The following is a 16,488-nucleotide window of genomic DNA, read 5'->3' as shown; positions in this document are numbered from 1 at the left end:
TTTCACCCCGGAAAGAATACGTATTCCGTCTTTGATCTAAACATTGCTGTCGGTATGATGCTTGTTTATCACTTAAGGAGGTGATGGTGGAGTAAGAAAGGTCGCAGATGGAACGACAAGTAAGGAGGAATGAGATGAATCTAGTTAAAAAAGTGAAAATTATTGAAATTGGTCCGCGGGATGGACTGCAAAACGAAGAAAAATTTCTAGAGACTGAGCGCAAGATTGCTCTCATTAGGCAATTGGTTGAATGCGGGTTTCAGGAGATTGAAGCAACATCGTTTGTGCACCCTAAATGGATTCCGAATTTAGCTGACGCTGAACAAGTTATCCAGGAGATTATAGATCTCCCAATTACCTTTTTTGCGCTCGTACCTAATGAAAAAGGATATGAGCGAGCTAAGCAAAGTGGTGTCGATGGAATGACATTTGTTCTATCCGCAACAGATACGCACAGTCAAAAAAACTTAAATCGGAGCACAGAAGAATCGCTAAAAGAGATAGCATCCCTTGTAAAAAAAGCCCAAAATGATGACTTGCAATACAGGGCGTCAGTTTCGACCGTGTTTGGATGTCCATTTGAAGGAAACCCTGGGCTTGAAAGGACTCTGAAAATTGTAGACCAACTTGTAGAAAGCGGGTTTAAAAGAGTAGGGTTATGCGATACGATCGGCGTTGCCAATCCACTTCAAGTATTTGAATGGATGACGAAACTAAAGACTGAATTTTCTGATGTTGAATTTGAATTACACTTCCATGACACGTATGGGAGGGGGTTGGCGAATGTTGTAGCTGGCCTCGAAGCAGGCATTCAGGCGTTTGACAGCAGCATTGGAGGTTTAGGTGGATGTCCGTATGCGCCGGGAGCGACGGGAAATATTTCAACAGAAGATCTTGTTGATTTATTGAGGGAAATGAAAGTCGAAACTGGAATTAATATCGATAAATTGCTGGAAACGTCGCAAAACGTGCATCGTTTTATCGGAAAAGATTTGGACAGTAAAGTATGGAGAGTTGACAGAAGCGGCAGTCGTTACATTTCAACTTAGGAGGCTGTTACATGAAAGGACAAGAAAAAAGACCACTTTCAGGGGTTAAAGTTTTAGAAATGGGATCCCTCATTGCTGGGCCCTTTTGTACGAGAATTTTAGGAGATTTCGGGGCAGAAATTATTAAAATTGAGCCTCCTCAAGGAGGAGACCAGCTCAGGAGTTGGAGAGTTCTTCACAATGGAACGTCATTATGGTGGTATGTTCAATCGCGCAATAAAAAATGTATCACTCTTGATCTAAGGACAGAAGAAGGATTAGACGTAGTCAAACAGCTTTTAAAAGAATGTGATGTGCTAGTTGAAAATTTTCGCCCAGGTACGTTGGACAAATGGGGGTTGGGAAGAGATGTATTAGAAGAGATTAACCCACATTTAATTATTAGTCGAATATCAGGCTATGGACAAAGTGGTCCTTATCGGGATCGGGCTGGATATGGAGCGATTGGCGAAGCTATGGGCGGACTTCGGTATCTTACTGGTTACCCTGATTTACCCCCTACCAGGGTAGGGATTAGCATCGGCGATTCTGTTTCCTCACTTTATGCAGTCATTGGAATTTTAATGGCTCTTTATCATCGGGATGCAAGGGGTGGGGGAGGTCAAGAAATTGATGTTGCCCTGTATGAAGCGGTTTTTAGCCTAATGGAAAGCATGGTGCCAGAATATGATGTTGCCGGTGTGAAAAGAGAACGAACCGGATCAACTTTACCGGGTATTGTTCCTTCTAATATATACAAGACAAAAGATGATACTTTTATCATCATCGCTGCGAATGGTGATAATATTTTTCAGCGCCTTTTGAAAGTTATAGGTCAGGAAGAGCTTTTGGGAGATCAACGATTTTTAACAAATGACCAACGGGTTCTCCACGCTGAGATGATTGACAAGATGATTGAGAAATGGACATTGCAACATAATGTGGGCGAATGCTTGGAGATGTTAGCTGATAATGGAATACCAGCTGGAACCCCGTACAGTATTGAAGATATAATGAGCGATCCTCAGTATAAAGCCAGAGACATGATTTTAGATATTGACCATCCAGACCCGGACATAGGCTCTCTAAAGGTTCCTGGAATCGTACCGAAGTTAAGCAAAACTCCAGGCGAAGTAAAATGGCTTGGACCAAAGCTTGGTGAACATAATGAAGAAGTGTTCAAGCAATTAGGAATGGCAGGGCAAGCTGTAAACGTCTCAGAGGAATGAGATGTAAGCGCTTAAAAAGAAACTTTAGATAAAGGAGATTATTAGCTATGAATTATTCGATTTATGCACCACCACGAATTCATTGCGGAGCAGGCAGTATTGACCGTTTAAATGATGAGGTTAAATCTTTTGGCGTTAAGCGCCTGCTTATTGTTACGGATAAAGGTTTGAAAAATGCAGGGATTGTAGACAAGGTTTTACATGTATTGGATAATGGTGATTTTCATGTAACCGTATTTGATGAAACAAAAGCGGAGCCGACGGTTGCGATTTATCAAGCTGCATTGGAATTAGGCAAAGCGAATGATGTCGAGCTAGTAATCGGGTTAGGCGGCGGCAGTTCAATGGACGTAGCGAAAGCGGTGTCGCTCTCTTTAGTGCGCTCAGAACCTATTCTACATTTTGTAGGAATTAACCGAGTTCCAGGACCCGGCGTACCGATCATTACAATATCAACAACTTCCGGCACTGGATCTGAAGTGTCGCAAGTATTCGTTTTGACAGATGAAGATACATCGCTTAAAAGTGCGATATTCAGCCCGCATGTTCTGCCAAGCGTGGCAATAATTGATCCCGAACTAACTCTTTCTCTGCCGCCGGTGATTACCGCCCATACAGGAATAGATGCGATGGTTCACGCTATTGAAGGGTATCTCGCTGTCCGATCATCCCCATACACGGATGAACTGGCGCTCCTTGCTTTCGAAAAAATATGGAACCATCTAAAACAAGCATATGACAATGGTGATGATTTGAATGCGAGAACAGAAATGGCAGTCGGCAGCATGATCGGAGGGATGGTTATGAACACGACCTCGGGTGCTGGTATGGTTCATGGGCTGGCCTTTGCCCTTGGAGTCCATTGTCATCTTTCCCATGGTCTATCTAATAGTGTCGTTCTTCCTTATGTATTGGAAGTGGTTGCTGAATATGAACAAGAGAAAGTATTAAAACTTGCCAAAATAGCCGGAAGTAATGGCCGTACATCGCAGGAAACGATCATGAACTTTATTAACCGTATATTAGAAATGCAAAGAAGCTTGGACCTGCCAACCTCGTTAAAAGAGTTGAATATAGAGGAAGAAGTTCTTCCTGTTCTAGCAAAAAGTTCTTATGGAATGGAACGGTTGCAAAGTAATTCGCCAAAGCGATTAAGCGAGGATGAAATCTTGCAAATATTTAAGAGAGCTTTATCTGGAAAATTATTAAACGGAAAAGTGGGGGCATAACATGCTTGATAACAACATTCAAACTGTGGAAATAAAGTCACCGGTACCAATTTCTATCGGGGGGAACTGGCTGACCCTTGAGCAAACGTATCCTTTGGAATTCCCCTATACCGGAGAGGTGATTGCCCATGTTTCACTGGCGACAGTTGAAGAGGCTGAAGAAGCAGTAAATTTAGCGGTTTCGGCAAAAAAGAAACTGGCGGAGCTTCCGTTATGGAAGCGGGCGGAAATATTAAATAAAGCCGCAGATAAATTAATAGAACGGATAGAGGAGATCGCTGCATTAATTGTATTTGAGAATGGAAAGTCGATTAAAGATGCAAGAGGTGAAGTGATACGTACTGCTTCCACCTTGCGTTTTTCGGCAGATGCTGCAAAAGAATTGCAAGGTGAAATGATTCCAATAGATGCGATGGAAGGAGGGGAGGGACGTCTTGCTTTTACGTTGCGGGAGCCGGTTGGAATTGTAGCGGCTATTTCCGGTTTTAACTTCCCGTTATTAATTGGAGCGCATAAAATTGGTCCAGCGCTCGCAGGCGGCAATCCGGTTATCTTAAAGCCTTCGCGAGCAACTCCGTTATCAAGCATAGAGTTGGCCAAAATTTTGGCAGAAGCCGGGCTTCCAGCAGGAGGGTTGAGTGTGCTTACCGGCGGAGCGGCAGTCGGAGAATACTTAGTGAAGCATCCGGATGTTGATCTTGTTACTTTCACCGGCAGCTCAGCAGTAGGTAAACATTTAAGCGAAATTGCCAAATATAAAAAAGTGTTGCTCGAACTGGGGTCGAACGCAGCGACGATTGTAGATGAGGATGCAAATATTGAGTTGGCAGTTGAACGTTGCTATGCTGGCGGCTTCGGATCAGTTGGTCAATCTTGTATATCTGTACAGCGAGTTTATGTTCATAAAACAAATTATGAGGAGTTTTTGCAGCGCTTAGGACAAAAAATAGCGAGTATGAAGATTGGAAACCCGTTTGACGAGGAGACGGATGTGCCGACATTAATTTCTCAGGACGAGACAAAGCGAATTTCTGAGTGGATTAAAGAGGCTGAGTCATTAGGCGCACGTATCATTACAGGAGGAAATACTAACGGAAGAATTCTTGAACCGACCTTATTGGCAGACGTTACTTCTGATATGAAGGTCAGCTGCGAGGAAATTTTTGGTCCAGTTATTGCCACAGCCCCATTTGAAGATTTTAGCGAGGCGGTAGAATTGGTAAATCATTCGCGTTACGGCTTGCAAGCTGGATTATTTAGTAACAATATGCAAAATATCTTTTACGCTATTAAGCATATTCAAGCCGGCGGCGTTCAAATTAATGAAGTATCAAATTTTCGCGCAGATCACATGCCTTATGGCGGAATGAAAGACAGTGGAATAGGCAAGGAAGGGCCAAAATATGCGTTGGAAGAAATGACAACGAAAAAATTAGTTTGTTTCCAAACGAATCAGTAAGCAAAGGATAACGAGAGGATCTGAAGCCCTGCAAGTTTAATAGTCCTTAGGCGCTCATCGTCATTTTAGAAACCGCTTACATTTCCGGGTGCAGCTTTGAACTTCTTTAAAGTTCGTGCTAGCGAAAATTTAAGATTAGGAGTGAGTAGTGTGAAATGGAAACACTTGTTTATCACGATGTTTGTTTTCTTCATGTCTTTATCATTGGCAGGATGCCTGCAACCATCTTCAACTGAATCAAATGATGGGCCAAACAATACTAGTACGGAAGTTTATAATTGGCGGATGGCAAGTGTTTGGGCGGAAGGTAGCACGTTATTTGATTATGATAAAACATTTGTCGACACGGTCAATGAGCTAAGCAATGGAAGATTAAACATTAAGTTGCACAGTGTAGGCGAATTAGCCCCGGCAGATCAAGTACTGGAAACAGTAAGCAATGGAACGGTGGAAATTGGCGGGGACTGGCCTAATTACTGGTCTGGAAAAAATACGGCTTTTGATTTATTAGGTTCTCAAGCTCTCGGCTTAACTAATTGGGATTATTTATTATGGATAAACGCGGGCGGAGGACAAGAATTATACAACGAAATTTATGGACAATTTAATACGGTGTACTTTCCTCATACATTATTTGGCATGGAGTCCGGGATACGATCTAATAAACCTATCGAATCACTCGAAGATTTTAAAGGAATGAAAATCAGATTAGCCGGGCTGATTCAAAGTCGGATGGCTGAAGAATTAGGGGCAGTACCGACAACGATAGCCGGGCAGGAAATTTATGAATCATTGCAAAGAGGAGTCATAGACGCTGCTGAATATAGTACTCCATCGAGTGATGATGTCGCAAAGCTGCATGAAGTTACGGATTACTGGTTGACACCTGGCTGGCATCAAACAAGCTCTCTCCATGGCGCTGTTATTAATAAGGATGCGTGGGAGCAATTACCGGATGATTTAAAGAATGTAGTGGAAAAAGCTAGTAAAGTGACTATGTCGATGAATACGGCAACGGCTGCATATATGGATGCCGAGGCTGCTGAAAGAATGGTCAATGAGTATGGAATTATCACGACTCAATTATCAGATGAAGAGCTTGATGAAATGCAAACGATAAAAATGAACATTGTTGAAGACCTTGCTAATGAAAATCCAGATTTCAAGAAAGTGCTGGACAGTCAGCAAGCATTCTTAAGAATGTATGCACCTTACCGGGATTTACAAGGAGATTGGGGCTTTGGCAATAACAACAATTTAGGGCAATAACAAAGAGAAATAATAATAGAAGCCTATTTAATCTGATGGGCTTCTATTATTACTAATGAAAAGAGGTGTAATTCTCTTGGAACGTATGAAAAAAATAACCGAAGCTTTAGATAAAACGACGGAATGGGTAGGGAAAATATCAAGTTGGTCTGTCGTCGTCCTGATGTTATTGGTTGTATTTGAAGTGATTAGCCGCAGAGTGTTTAACCAGCCTACTATTTGGACGTTCGAAATTACGACGATGATCTTCGCATTTCATTTTCTGATGGTTTCTGCTTACGGTTTATTGCATAAAAGTCTCGTTTCGGTAGAAATCATTTACGAAAGATTTTCATTGAAAACAAAAGCTGTCCTCGATTTGATTACGTATTCGATCTTCTTTTTGCCGTTTGTTATAGGACTTCTTTATGGCGGGTATCATTTTGCTGCTTTATCCTGGGCGCAGCAGGAGGTTAGCTGGTCAGCATTTGCTCCTCCGGTATACCCTATAAAAACCGTTCTGCCAGTTGCTATGTTCTTTCTATTATTACAAGGGATCTCAGAAATCATGAAAAAAGTTATCATTTTAGTAGAGAGGAAGAGTAGCTATGATTGAGGTTATTATACTGATATGTATGTTTGTCGGTCTCATAATTGGTTTAGCTACTGGGCATCAGCTGGCCTTTGTTTTAGGTGGAGTTGGAGTGATTGCAGGAGTTATTGGTTGGGGCCCAAATGTCTTTAATGTATTCACAAACACAACTTATGGACATATGACAAATTACTCTTTAGTAGCTATTCCCTTATTTACTTTAATGGCTAATTTTCTGTCTGCTTCAAAGGTGGCTGATGGTTTATTTGAATATATGCGTTATTTATTTGGGCCGGTTCGTGGAGGCGTTGCTCTTTCCGTTATTTTGGTTTCGACAGTGTTTGCGGCTACGACGGGCATTGTCGGTGCCTCGATTGTAACAATGGGAGTTTTAGGTGTACCTGTTCTGATGAAATATGGTTATAGAAAGGAATTAACAGCCGGGGTTATTGCCTCAGGAGGAACATTGGGAATCCTGATACCGCCCAGTATTATGCTGATCGTGCTCGGAGCGCAAACTCAGCTATCAGTAGGACAATTGTTCTTGTCTTCGATTGTGCCCGGATTAATATTAGCTGCAGCTTATTGTATCTACATTCTAATTGTTTGTTGGAAAAATCCAGATTGGGGCCCGGCTTTATCGAAAGAGGAGGCGGCTGCCATGCCGATCAAAAAGAGGATTATTGGAAGCCTTATAAATTTAGTCCCTCCTCTAATCTTAATTGTCGCCGTGTTAGGATCAATTTTTACAGGTACGGCTACACCTACAGAATCAGCAGGAGTCGGCGCATTTCTTGCTTTGCTTATGACAATCGCTTACAGAAAATTCAGCTGGAAAATGCTCTCCGATTCTGTTTATAATACCGCTAAAATAACAGCGATGGCATTAATTATCATGGTAGGTGCCTCAGCCTTTACCTCGATGTTTTTAGCGTTAAACGGGGATACCCTCGTACAAAATATTGTTCAAAGTCTTGGGTTGGGTAAATGGGGAGTATTGATCGCCATGCTGCTCATTACTTTCATTTTAGGAATGTTTATTGACTGGATTGGAATTGTGTTAATTGTACTGCCTATTTTCATTCCACTTATCGAGCTATATGATTTTAACATGCTGTGGGTTGTGACTGTAATGGCTGTTTTATTGCAAACCTCTTTTTTAACGCCACCATTTGGATTTGCTCTGTTTTATTTGAAGGGAATTGTCCCAGAGGAAATGAAAATGGCTCATATTTATCGTGGAATCGTACCTTTTGTCATTATTATGTTGATTGTGACGACCATTATCATTCTTTTCCCTGATATTGTCCTATGGTTGCCATCTAAATCGGGTATTTGATTAGTCGAATACGCACTCAAAAATTCAGAAAGTTAAAAAGATATTGGGACGAATATGAGTCAAATTTCTTGCTTAAATAAACATTAAGTGATAAGATTCCATTAACTAAAAGCATCAAATAGAAATATTCAAATTTAATTACATGTTTCTTCGGGGCTGGGTGAAAATCCCGACCGGCGGTGATGAGGCGCAGAAGCTGCCTCTTAGTCCGTGACCCGTATCTGTGAGAATTTCGGATGCGGTGGACCTGGTGAAACTCCGGGACCGACAGTGAAAGTCTGGATGGGAGAAGGAACGAACGTGTGCTGCCACAGGCAGGCCGTGTAAGCTTTTTTAAAATAAGAGCTTATGATCACGGGAGAAGTGTGTCTTTTTTTAGCTGCTGCACATGACATGACGGCAATTTATGACAATTGTACGTTTATTTCGTTATCTCAAAACCGCCCTGAAATCGATCAAGGGCGGTTTTTTTGTTGTACATAATAAGCCCTAGATGAACCGAAGATGAGTGGAGGCGGTAGAAAGGATGAACGATTACGAGTATATGAAGCTGGCGCTGAAGCTGGCTGAAAGCACCGCGGGCCAGACGGCGCCGAATCCAGTCGTCGGCTCAGTCGTCGTTAAAGACGGAGTGATCGTCGGCTTCGGGGCTCATTTAAAGGCAGGCGAGGCGCATGCCGAAGTGCACGCCTTAACGATGGCCGGGGAAAAGGCTAAGGGAGCGACGATTTATGTCACACTTGAGCCGTGCAGTCATTATGGGAAAACACCTCCTTGTGCGGACCTTATTGTGAAAAGCGGCATAAAACGGGCTGTGATTGCCACCGGGGACCCTAATCCGGAAGTAGCCGGACGAGGGCTAGAAAAATTACGGAAGGCGGGCATTGCGGTAGAATTTGGCGTTTGTCAGAAGGAGGCCGATGAACTTAATCGGGTGTTCTTTCATTTTATGAAGCATCGGCGGCCTTATGTCACGCTGAAATCAGCGACGACGCTTGATGGGAAAACAGCGACCGTAGCCGGGAAAAGCAAATGGATCACGAGTGCCGAGGCGCGTGCAGACGCCCATTACTACCGTCATACGCATGATGCGATTTTAGTGGGTGTGAACACCGTGTTGGCTGACGATCCTTCCTTGACGGCAAGGCTGGAAAACGGCGGGAAAAATCCGATCCGGATCGTGCTTGACCGCCGGCTGCGGACGCCGCTTGAAGCGAAAATTGTTCAGGATCAGCTCGCGCCGACCTGGCTGGTTACGACGGAGGAAGCCTCGGCGCAGAAGGAAGCGGAGCTTCATCAATTAGGTGTAAAGGTAATGCGGTTGAAGGAATTGACGATTCGGGATCTTCTGACGCTTCTCGGGCGCGAAGGGGTGACCTCCCTTTTTGTGGAGGGAGGGGCTGAGGTCAATGGCAGCTTTCTCGTCGAGAAGGCGATTGATCAGATGATCATCTACTTGGCGCCAAAAGTGTTTGGCGGCTCAGCGGCTCCGTCGGCGATCGGCGGAGAGGGCATTGCGGAAGTAGCCGATGCGCCTGAATTGAACATTGTCGAGGTCACGACAGTTGGCCCCGATATAAAAATAAGAGCTGTGAAGGAAGGTGAGTAAATGTTTACTGGAATCATTGAAGAAATCGGCACGATAGAAGACGTGCGGCAAAGCGGTGATGCGATGGTGATGAAGCTGGCGGCAAAGCGGATTTTAGCCGATGTTAAGCTTGGCGATAGCATCGCGGTAAACGGCGTCTGCCTCACGGTAACCTCCTTCACCGCGGGAAGCTTCACCGTCGACATCATGCCGGAGACGGTGCGGGCGACGAGCCTGCAAGGATTAGGAAGAGGGGCAAAGGTCAATCTCGAACGGGCGATGAGTGCCGGCGGGCGCTTTGGCGGGCATTTCGTTTCAGGGCATGTCGATGGAATCGGAACGATTATCGCCAAGAAGCCGGAGCATAATGCTGTTTATTATCAAATTGCCGTATCGCCGGAGCTGCGCCATTATATGGTTGAAAAAGGATCAGTTGCTGTGGATGGCACAAGCCTGACAATTTTTTCTGTCGATGATCACAGCTTTACGATCTCGATTATTCCACATACTTTAACAGAAACGATTATTGGCGCAAAAACGGTTGGAGACAAAGTGAATATTGAATGTGATATGGTCGGCAAGTATATTGAGCAATTTATCCGCAAGCGTTTTGATGCCTCGGCGGAACGGTCGACTGAGTCGTTAAGCGGAGCTTTTTTAGAAAAGCATGGCTTTAAATAAGAGATATAAGGAGTAAAACAGACAGGAACGACAGCTCCTTTTAAACAAAAAGAAGGGATAGGGTGGTGAACCGATATGAGTGAAAGTAAAAAAGAAGCAAGCATGTTTGATCCGATTGAAGAGGCGATTTATGAATTAATGCAAGGTCATATCGTCATCGTTTGTGATGATGAGGATCGTGAAAATGAGGGTGACTTTTTGGCGATTGCCGAAAAAGCGACCCCTGAGGTCATTAACTTCATGGTGACACATGGCCGGGGCCTCGTTTGCGCTCCGATTACGGAGGAACGGGCCAGGGAGCTTGATCTTGTGCCAATGGTTGATCATAATACGGACCCTCATGGGACGGCGTTTACCGTCAGCATCGATCACCATACATCGACGACGGGAATTTCCGCTCACGAACGCGCAGACACGATCCGTGCGTTAGTTGATGAAGAAACGAAGAAGGGGCATTTTAAACGGCCTGGGCATATTTTTCCGCTGATCGCCAAAAATGGCGGTGTGCTGCGGAGAGCGGGACATACCGAGGCGGCTGTGGATTTGGCGCGTTTATCCGGGGCGAAGCCGGCCGGAGTCATTTGTGAAGTGATGAATGCTGACGGAACGATGGCGCGCGTACCGGAGCTGCGCAAGATTGCCGACGAACACGACTTGAAAATGATTACGATCAAGGATTTGATTCGCTACCGTCACCGCAAGGATACTCTTGTGAAAAAAGAGGTTGAGATTAATTTGCCGACCGATTTCGGCGAGTTCCGCGTGATCGGCTTCACCGATGTCGTCGATCAGAAAGAAAGCATCGCTCTTGTCAAAGGACAGATTCTTGAAGGGGAGCCGACGCTCGTTCGCGTTCACTCGGAATGCCTGACTGGCGATGTCTTTGGCTCACATCGCTGTGATTGTGGCCCGCAATTGCATGCCGCTTTGACGCAAATTGAAAAAGCCGGAAACGGCGTGTTGCTCTACATGCGCCAGGAAGGCAGAGGAATTGGGCTGATGAATAAGCTTCGCGCTTATAAGCTGCAGGAGGAAGGCTATGATACCGTTGAAGCGAATGAGAAGCTCGGCTTTGCCGCGGACTTGCGTGATTACGGGATCGGGGCGCAAATTTTAAGAGAGCTTGGTGTGACCAAGATGCGACTGCTAACGAACAATCCGCGTAAAATCACGGGATTGAGCGGATACGGGCTTGAGGTCGTTGACCGGGTTCCGTTACAGCTCCCTTCGACGAAGGATAATGAAAAATATTTAAGAACAAAAGTCGAAAAACTGGGCCATATGCTCCATCTCTAATTGAGGCGGTCAGGCAGCAGATAGAAAATGATTGAGATAATCAAGGAGGAACTTACATGGGACAAGTATTTGAAGGACAATTAGTAGCAACAGGGTTAAAGGTCGGAATCGTTGTCGGACGGTTCAATGAATTTATTACGAGTAAGCTGTTAGGCGGAGCAGAGGATGCGTTAAAACGTCACGGGGTTGATGAAAAGGATATTGACATCGCTTGGGTGCCGGGCGCGTTTGAAATTCCGTTCGCGGCGAAAAAACTGCTTGATACAGGAAAGTATGATGCAGTCATTACGTTGGGCACAGTGATCCGCGGGGCGACACCGCATTTCGATTACGTGTGTAATGAAGTGGCAAAGGGCGTCGGCTCATTAGCGCTTTCCAGCGGCAAGCCTGTCATTTTCGGTGTGTTAACGACCGATACCATTGAGCAGGCGGTGGAGCGCGCGGGCACGAAGGCGGGTAATAAAGGCTGGGACGCGGCGACAGCGGCGATTGAGATGGCAAATTTAAGCCGAAGCATTGAACAGTAAAGAGAGTATGCAGAGAGGCTGGACCAAAAGGTTGTTTTTTGCACCTTTTGGTCCAGCCTCTCTTTTTTTTGTCGCTTTTCTAAACGATAAATAAAATTTTTGAAAGACGTGAAAGCTAAGGAAAAGAAAGGAATGAAACCATGGGGGGAAGAAGATGTCCCAACTTTTGCATGAAGTGCTAGGCTTTATGCCGAATTTTTCAGTAATGATCGTTGCCGTTATCTCATTTTTTCTTATCTGGATCGTCCAGCATCTGACCGACTGGTTTGAGAGAGTCACGAGTCTTCCTTGGATGAAGAAGGAGAATGAGCATATACGGGATAAGCTCAAAAAACAAGAGTAGCTCATAAAAAGGAGTTCGTACTATGAGTAATACGACATCATATAAAATAGTTCCGGTTGAAATAAGCATGACGCTGATTGGCATTATTGTCGGAATCGGAATTTTAACGTTGCCGAGAAGTCTTGCCGCGGCAGGCGGGTCGGTCGTCGCTCTGTTGTCGATTTTGATCGGCAGCCTGCTTACGATTCTCTTCATCGTCATTTACACAAAGCTACAACGCAGTTTTCCCGGTGAAACGTTGCTTGAAGCACTTACTCATACAAAGGCGGGCTCTTGGCTGGCGAAGGTTCTCGGATTGGCCTTTGCCTGCTATTTTCTTCTGCTGTTGGCGTATGAAACAAGAATTCTTTCGATTGTCGTCAGAATCTATTTGCTGATTGACACACCGGCCGAAGTCGTCGCCGCTGTTATTCTTTTGACGACAACATACGCGGTCACAAAAGGACTTCAAGGGATTATCCATTTAAATTTGATGTTCGTCCCGATTACCGTTTTCTTTTTAATTGCGATGATGCTTGTCGTGCTGCCGGAATTTGAATTTGAACAATTGCTTCCTTTGACGATGGGAGACAGTAACTCAATCTTTCAGGGAGTGAAGGAAACGACCCTTTCCCTGCTCGGGGTAGAGATTGTTTTTTTCTTTTTGGCGGCGATGAAAAAGGAAGATTTAAAAACAGGGCCGATGGTTGCCAGTATTGTGATTATTTTTATTTTATATTTAGGAATCACGTTAATCAGCTTTGCGATCTTTAGTGTGGAAACGACCGAAGTGCTGACATTTCCGACCGTAGAGCTGGTGAAAGAAATTGAAATCCCCGGCGGCGTGTTTGAACGGGTGGAAGCGCTGATGATCACGATTTGGATGATGAGTATTTTTAATACAATGTCAGTTGCCCACTTTCTGACAACGAAGATTATTCGCGAAACCCTCGATATTAAGAAGCATTCGCGAATACTGCCAAGCTGGATTACGTTAGCAACGCTTATCATTGCCTTCGCCCCGCGGTCGATCTCAGAGGCTTTTCTGTTCGGGACAATCGTCGGCTATGGCGGAATTGGTTTAATTGTTATTGGGCTCATCTGCGCGACCTGGATTGTGATAAGGAAGAAAAAGCAACAAGGAGGAGCAAGATGAAGCGCGCTATCTCAACTATCTTGATTCTTTTCATTCTGACAGGCTGCTGGGACAGCAGGGATATTGAAGAGCTTGGCTTTGTCTTAGGAATTGCCTTTGATCCCGTCAAAGAAGAGGAAAGGCATGAAGACCATATAGAGGAGGAGCTCGGCGAGGCCATTGGCGACAGTGAGGCTCATGAGCGTTTTTTCCGAAAAACGTATCAGATTGCTGTCCCACAGGATTCGCAGAGCGGAGAAGACATTCAATCTCATTTTAATTTAACGTCGATCGGCTTAACAAATTTTAAAGTGGCGCGCAATTTGGCAACAAGAAGCAGCCGGGCGTTAAACAGTGAGCATTTAAAGGTGCTGATTATTAACGAAGAGCTTGTCAGAAACGGGATGCTTGAGCATCTCGCCGATTTCTATTTGCGCGACCATGAAATGAGAAGAAGGGTGCTTGTCTTAATATCGAAAGGAGAGGCAAGAGCCAATTTTGATGTTAAAGTTCCATTGGAAAAAATGCCGGCGCTTTATATCCGAGAAGTACTGGAAAATTATGAAAAGACATTACAGATGCCGAAATATGTCGAGATGGGTGATGTAACGAGCTTTATCATTAATCAGTACAGCTATATCATCCCGCGGATTGTCAGTGGAAAAACCGATATAAAAGTCGCGGGGGCAGCGGTCTTTGACGGTCAGGAAAATAAAATGGTCGGCTGGCTCGGTGAAGCGGAAACAGAAGGATATAACTGGGTCGTTGGAGATGCCGAAAATGGCGTGCTTGAGGTGAACTATGAGGATAAGGGAGTCTTTGTCTATGAATCGTTTTCGGCAAAAACATCCTTAGATTTTGAACGGAGAGGCGAGCAAAATGTGTTTACCATTGATGTGAAAACGGAAGGATCCTTTGCTGAAAAGTGGATTGAAGGGATCGATGTAGCCGATATTGAGACAAATATAAAGCTGCAGCAGGCAGTCGAGGAGAAAATTAAGGCGGAAATCAACCAAATCGTCGAGAAAATGCAGAATGAATACAGCCTGGATATCTTTCGCTTTGGCATGAAGATTAATCGGGAGGATCCTAAATATTGGGAAAAAATCAAGGGCAGATGGGACGGAGAGGATGGCTTGTTTAAAGACGCAATTGTCCATACAAATGTATCTGTAAAAGTTCGCAATTATATGACGGAGGAAAAATTAAAGTAAGGAGGGGATCTGTTGTTTAACAAAGTGTACAAGCGGCTGCGGGCGGCACAGGCTGAAGCCAACACTCAACCGGCGAATCAGTTAAAGCTGTCGTCAGAGATAAGTGAACTCTCCAAAACAATCGAGGAACTTTTTGAAGGTAGTGATGATTTTATTGTCCGTCCTCTTCTGATCGGCAAGAAGAGAAAGGCCGCTTTGTATTATGTGGAAGGGTTAGTGGACTCAAAAAAAGTGGAGCAGGTCAGTCGGACTTTAATGGCGATGAAGGAAGAAGAGCTGCTGGAACTTGAGGATAAAGAAACCGGTTTCTTAGCTCTTCTGCAGGAGCAGTATTTAGCACTTGAAGGCAGTCACACCTTCCAAAGCTTTGATGAAGCGATTCCTCAGCTGCTTGCCGGGGAAAGCCTGCTGATCATTGACGGCTTGCCGAGCTTAATCATCATTGCCAGTAAGAAAGCAAAAGGCCGCTCTGTTGAGGAACCGCAAAGTGAGGTGGTCATTCGCGGGCCGCGCGACGGGTTTACGGAAAACATTCAAACGAATATTGTTCTGATCCGTCAAAGAGTTCGCGATGTCAGCTTCAAAGTGCAAACGACATCACTTGGTCTCCGTTCCAAGCGGAAGGTCGCGATTCTTTATTTGAAAGATCTTGTCACACAGAATGTCATCGATGAAGTGACGTACCGGATTGCCAGTATCGAAACGGATGACATCGCGGAAACCGGAGTGCTGGAGCAGTTTATCGAGGATAATGTGCTTTCTCCCTTCCCGCAAATTTCCCATACCGAGAGACCGGATAAAACAGCGGCTCATCTGCTTAATGGCCAGGTTGTCATTTTAGTTGACGGGACTCCTTTTTCTCTCGTTGCGCCGATCACGTTTCATCAGCTGTTTAAATCGCCTGAGGATTATTATGATCGTTGGCTGATTGGGAGCTTGATCCGTTTTCTTCGCTATGTGGCCGCCTTTTTTACCGTTTTTTTGCCGTCGATTTATATCGCGATCGTCTCGTTTCATCAAGGGATGGTGCCGACGACATTGGCGCTCTCAATAGCCGGATCAAGGGAAGGGGTGCCCTTTCCGATCTTTGCCGAGGCGATGCTGATGGAAGCCACGTTTGAATTGCTGCGGGAAGCCGGGAACCGCCTGCCGCGGCCGATTGGGCAAACGGTTGGGATTGTTGGCGGGATTATTATTGGGGATGCTGCCGTCCGTGCCGGGATCGTCAGTCCGATTATGGTGATTGTCGTCGCTTTGACCGCTATCTCGTCCTTTACGTTTCCTGCCTACAATGTCGCGATCACCTTCCGGATTTTAAGGTTTTCCGTGATGATTGCTGCGGCGCTGTTCGGCTTGTATGGAATTGTCATTAGCTATATTTTAATCAATATCCACCTCGTAGGCTTAAGAAGCTTTGGAAGCTATTATCTTTCGCCTTATGCGCCATTCAACTCGAAAGACTGGCTCGACCTGGTCATTCGTGCACCGGTATCGCTATTGAAAATGAGAACGAAGGAGCCGAAAACGAAGGAAAGACAGACACAGCCGTAAAGAGCAAGCAGCTGTTACGAAAAAAAGAACCATTTTTTTCTCTTATTTAG

The 16,488-nt window shown here is 44.8% G+C and carries 15 protein-coding genes and 1 riboswitch; all 15 genes read left to right on the top strand.

Going from position 1 to position 16,488, the window contains the following annotated elements; all coding sequences use genetic code 11:
• Positions 1–134 precede the first annotated feature (134 nt).
• The 15 genes from ABMB67_RS03150 (at position 135) to ABMB67_RS03080 (ending at position 16,438) form a co-directional block, all read left to right on the top strand.
• On the top strand, positions 135–1,049 hold the full coding sequence (locus tag ABMB67_RS03150; protein WP_354571070.1) for a hydroxymethylglutaryl-CoA lyase: 915 nt from the start codon (positions 135–137) through the stop codon (positions 1,047–1,049).
• Positions 1,050–1,060: 11 nt separating this feature from the next.
• Positions 1,061–2,257 carry a CaiB/BaiF CoA transferase family protein gene (locus ABMB67_RS03145; RefSeq protein WP_354571069.1) on the top strand — a complete coding sequence of 399 codons (1,197 nt, stop codon included), beginning with the start codon at positions 1,061–1,063 and terminating at the stop codon, positions 2,255–2,257.
• A 47-nt stretch (positions 2,258–2,304) separates the two neighbouring features.
• Positions 2,305–3,486, top strand: a complete 1,182-nt coding sequence (locus ABMB67_RS03140; RefSeq protein ID WP_354571068.1) for an iron-containing alcohol dehydrogenase family protein — start codon at positions 2,305–2,307, stop codon at positions 3,484–3,486.
• Position 3,487: 1 nt separating this feature from the next.
• Positions 3,488–4,945: an aldehyde dehydrogenase family protein gene (locus ABMB67_RS03135; RefSeq protein WP_354571067.1), complete on the top strand. Its 1,458-nt coding sequence runs from the start codon at positions 3,488–3,490 to the stop codon at positions 4,943–4,945.
• Positions 4,946–5,095: 150 nt separating this feature from the next.
• Positions 5,096–6,214, top strand: coding sequence for a TRAP transporter substrate-binding protein (locus tag ABMB67_RS03130; protein WP_354571066.1), 1,119 nt, complete (start codon positions 5,096–5,098; stop codon positions 6,212–6,214).
• An 85-nt stretch (positions 6,215–6,299) separates the two neighbouring features.
• Positions 6,300–6,809 carry a TRAP transporter small permease subunit gene (locus ABMB67_RS03125; protein ID WP_354571124.1) on the top strand — a complete coding sequence of 170 codons (510 nt, stop codon included), beginning with the start codon at positions 6,300–6,302 and terminating at the stop codon, positions 6,807–6,809.
• On the top strand, positions 6,802–8,124 hold the full coding sequence (locus ABMB67_RS03120) for a TRAP transporter large permease (protein WP_354571065.1): 1,323 nt from the start codon (positions 6,802–6,804) through the stop codon (positions 8,122–8,124). The genes ABMB67_RS03125 and ABMB67_RS03120 overlap by 8 nt, the downstream gene beginning before the upstream one ends.
• A 142-nt stretch (positions 8,125–8,266) precedes the next feature.
• Positions 8,267–8,422: riboswitch (FMN riboswitch) on the top strand.
• A gap of 228 nt (positions 8,423–8,650) precedes the next feature.
• Positions 8,651–9,733: a bifunctional diaminohydroxyphosphoribosylaminopyrimidine deaminase/5-amino-6-(5-phosphoribosylamino)uracil reductase RibD gene (gene ribD, locus ABMB67_RS03115; RefSeq protein ID WP_354571064.1), complete on the top strand. Its 1,083-nt coding sequence runs from the start codon at positions 8,651–8,653 to the stop codon at positions 9,731–9,733.
• The gene (gene ribE, locus ABMB67_RS03110) at positions 9,734–10,393 is read left to right on the top strand and encodes a riboflavin synthase (RefSeq protein ID WP_251195949.1); all 660 of its coding nucleotides are present in this window, start codon (positions 9,734–9,736) and stop codon (positions 10,391–10,393) included. It begins immediately after the preceding gene.
• Positions 10,394–10,468: 75 nt separating this feature from the next.
• A complete protein-coding gene (locus ABMB67_RS03105) occupies positions 10,469–11,689 on the top strand; it encodes a bifunctional 3,4-dihydroxy-2-butanone-4-phosphate synthase/GTP cyclohydrolase II (protein ID WP_285874965.1) in 1,221 nt (406 codons plus the stop codon).
• Between the two features lie 56 nt (positions 11,690–11,745).
• Entirely contained in the window at positions 11,746–12,216 is a 471-nt protein-coding gene (gene ribH / locus ABMB67_RS03100) for a 6,7-dimethyl-8-ribityllumazine synthase (protein WP_251222495.1), read from the top strand.
• 154 nt (positions 12,217–12,370) lie between these two features.
• Positions 12,371–12,559 (top strand): hypothetical protein, encoded by a 189-nt coding sequence (locus ABMB67_RS03095; RefSeq protein WP_251222494.1) that lies wholly within the window; start codon positions 12,371–12,373, stop codon positions 12,557–12,559.
• A 22-nt stretch (positions 12,560–12,581) separates the two neighbouring features.
• On the top strand, positions 12,582–13,694 hold the full coding sequence (locus tag ABMB67_RS03090) for a GerAB/ArcD/ProY family transporter (protein WP_354571063.1): 1,113 nt from the start codon (positions 12,582–12,584) through the stop codon (positions 13,692–13,694).
• Positions 13,691–14,887, top strand: coding sequence for a Ger(x)C family spore germination protein (locus tag ABMB67_RS03085; protein WP_354571062.1), 1,197 nt, complete (start codon positions 13,691–13,693; stop codon positions 14,885–14,887). The genes ABMB67_RS03090 and ABMB67_RS03085 overlap by 4 nt, the downstream gene beginning before the upstream one ends.
• Before the next feature lie 12 nt (positions 14,888–14,899).
• Positions 14,900–16,438 (top strand): spore germination protein, encoded by a 1,539-nt coding sequence (locus tag ABMB67_RS03080; RefSeq protein WP_354571061.1) that lies wholly within the window; start codon positions 14,900–14,902, stop codon positions 16,436–16,438.
• Positions 16,439–16,488: the final 50 nt, after the last annotated feature.

This window comes from Halalkalibacter oceani (genome assembly GCF_040544555.1).
Lineage (GTDB): Bacteria > Bacillota > Bacilli > Bacillales > Bacillaceae_D > Halalkalibacter > Halalkalibacter oceani.
This window is presented reverse-complemented; position numbering and strand designations above follow the sequence as displayed.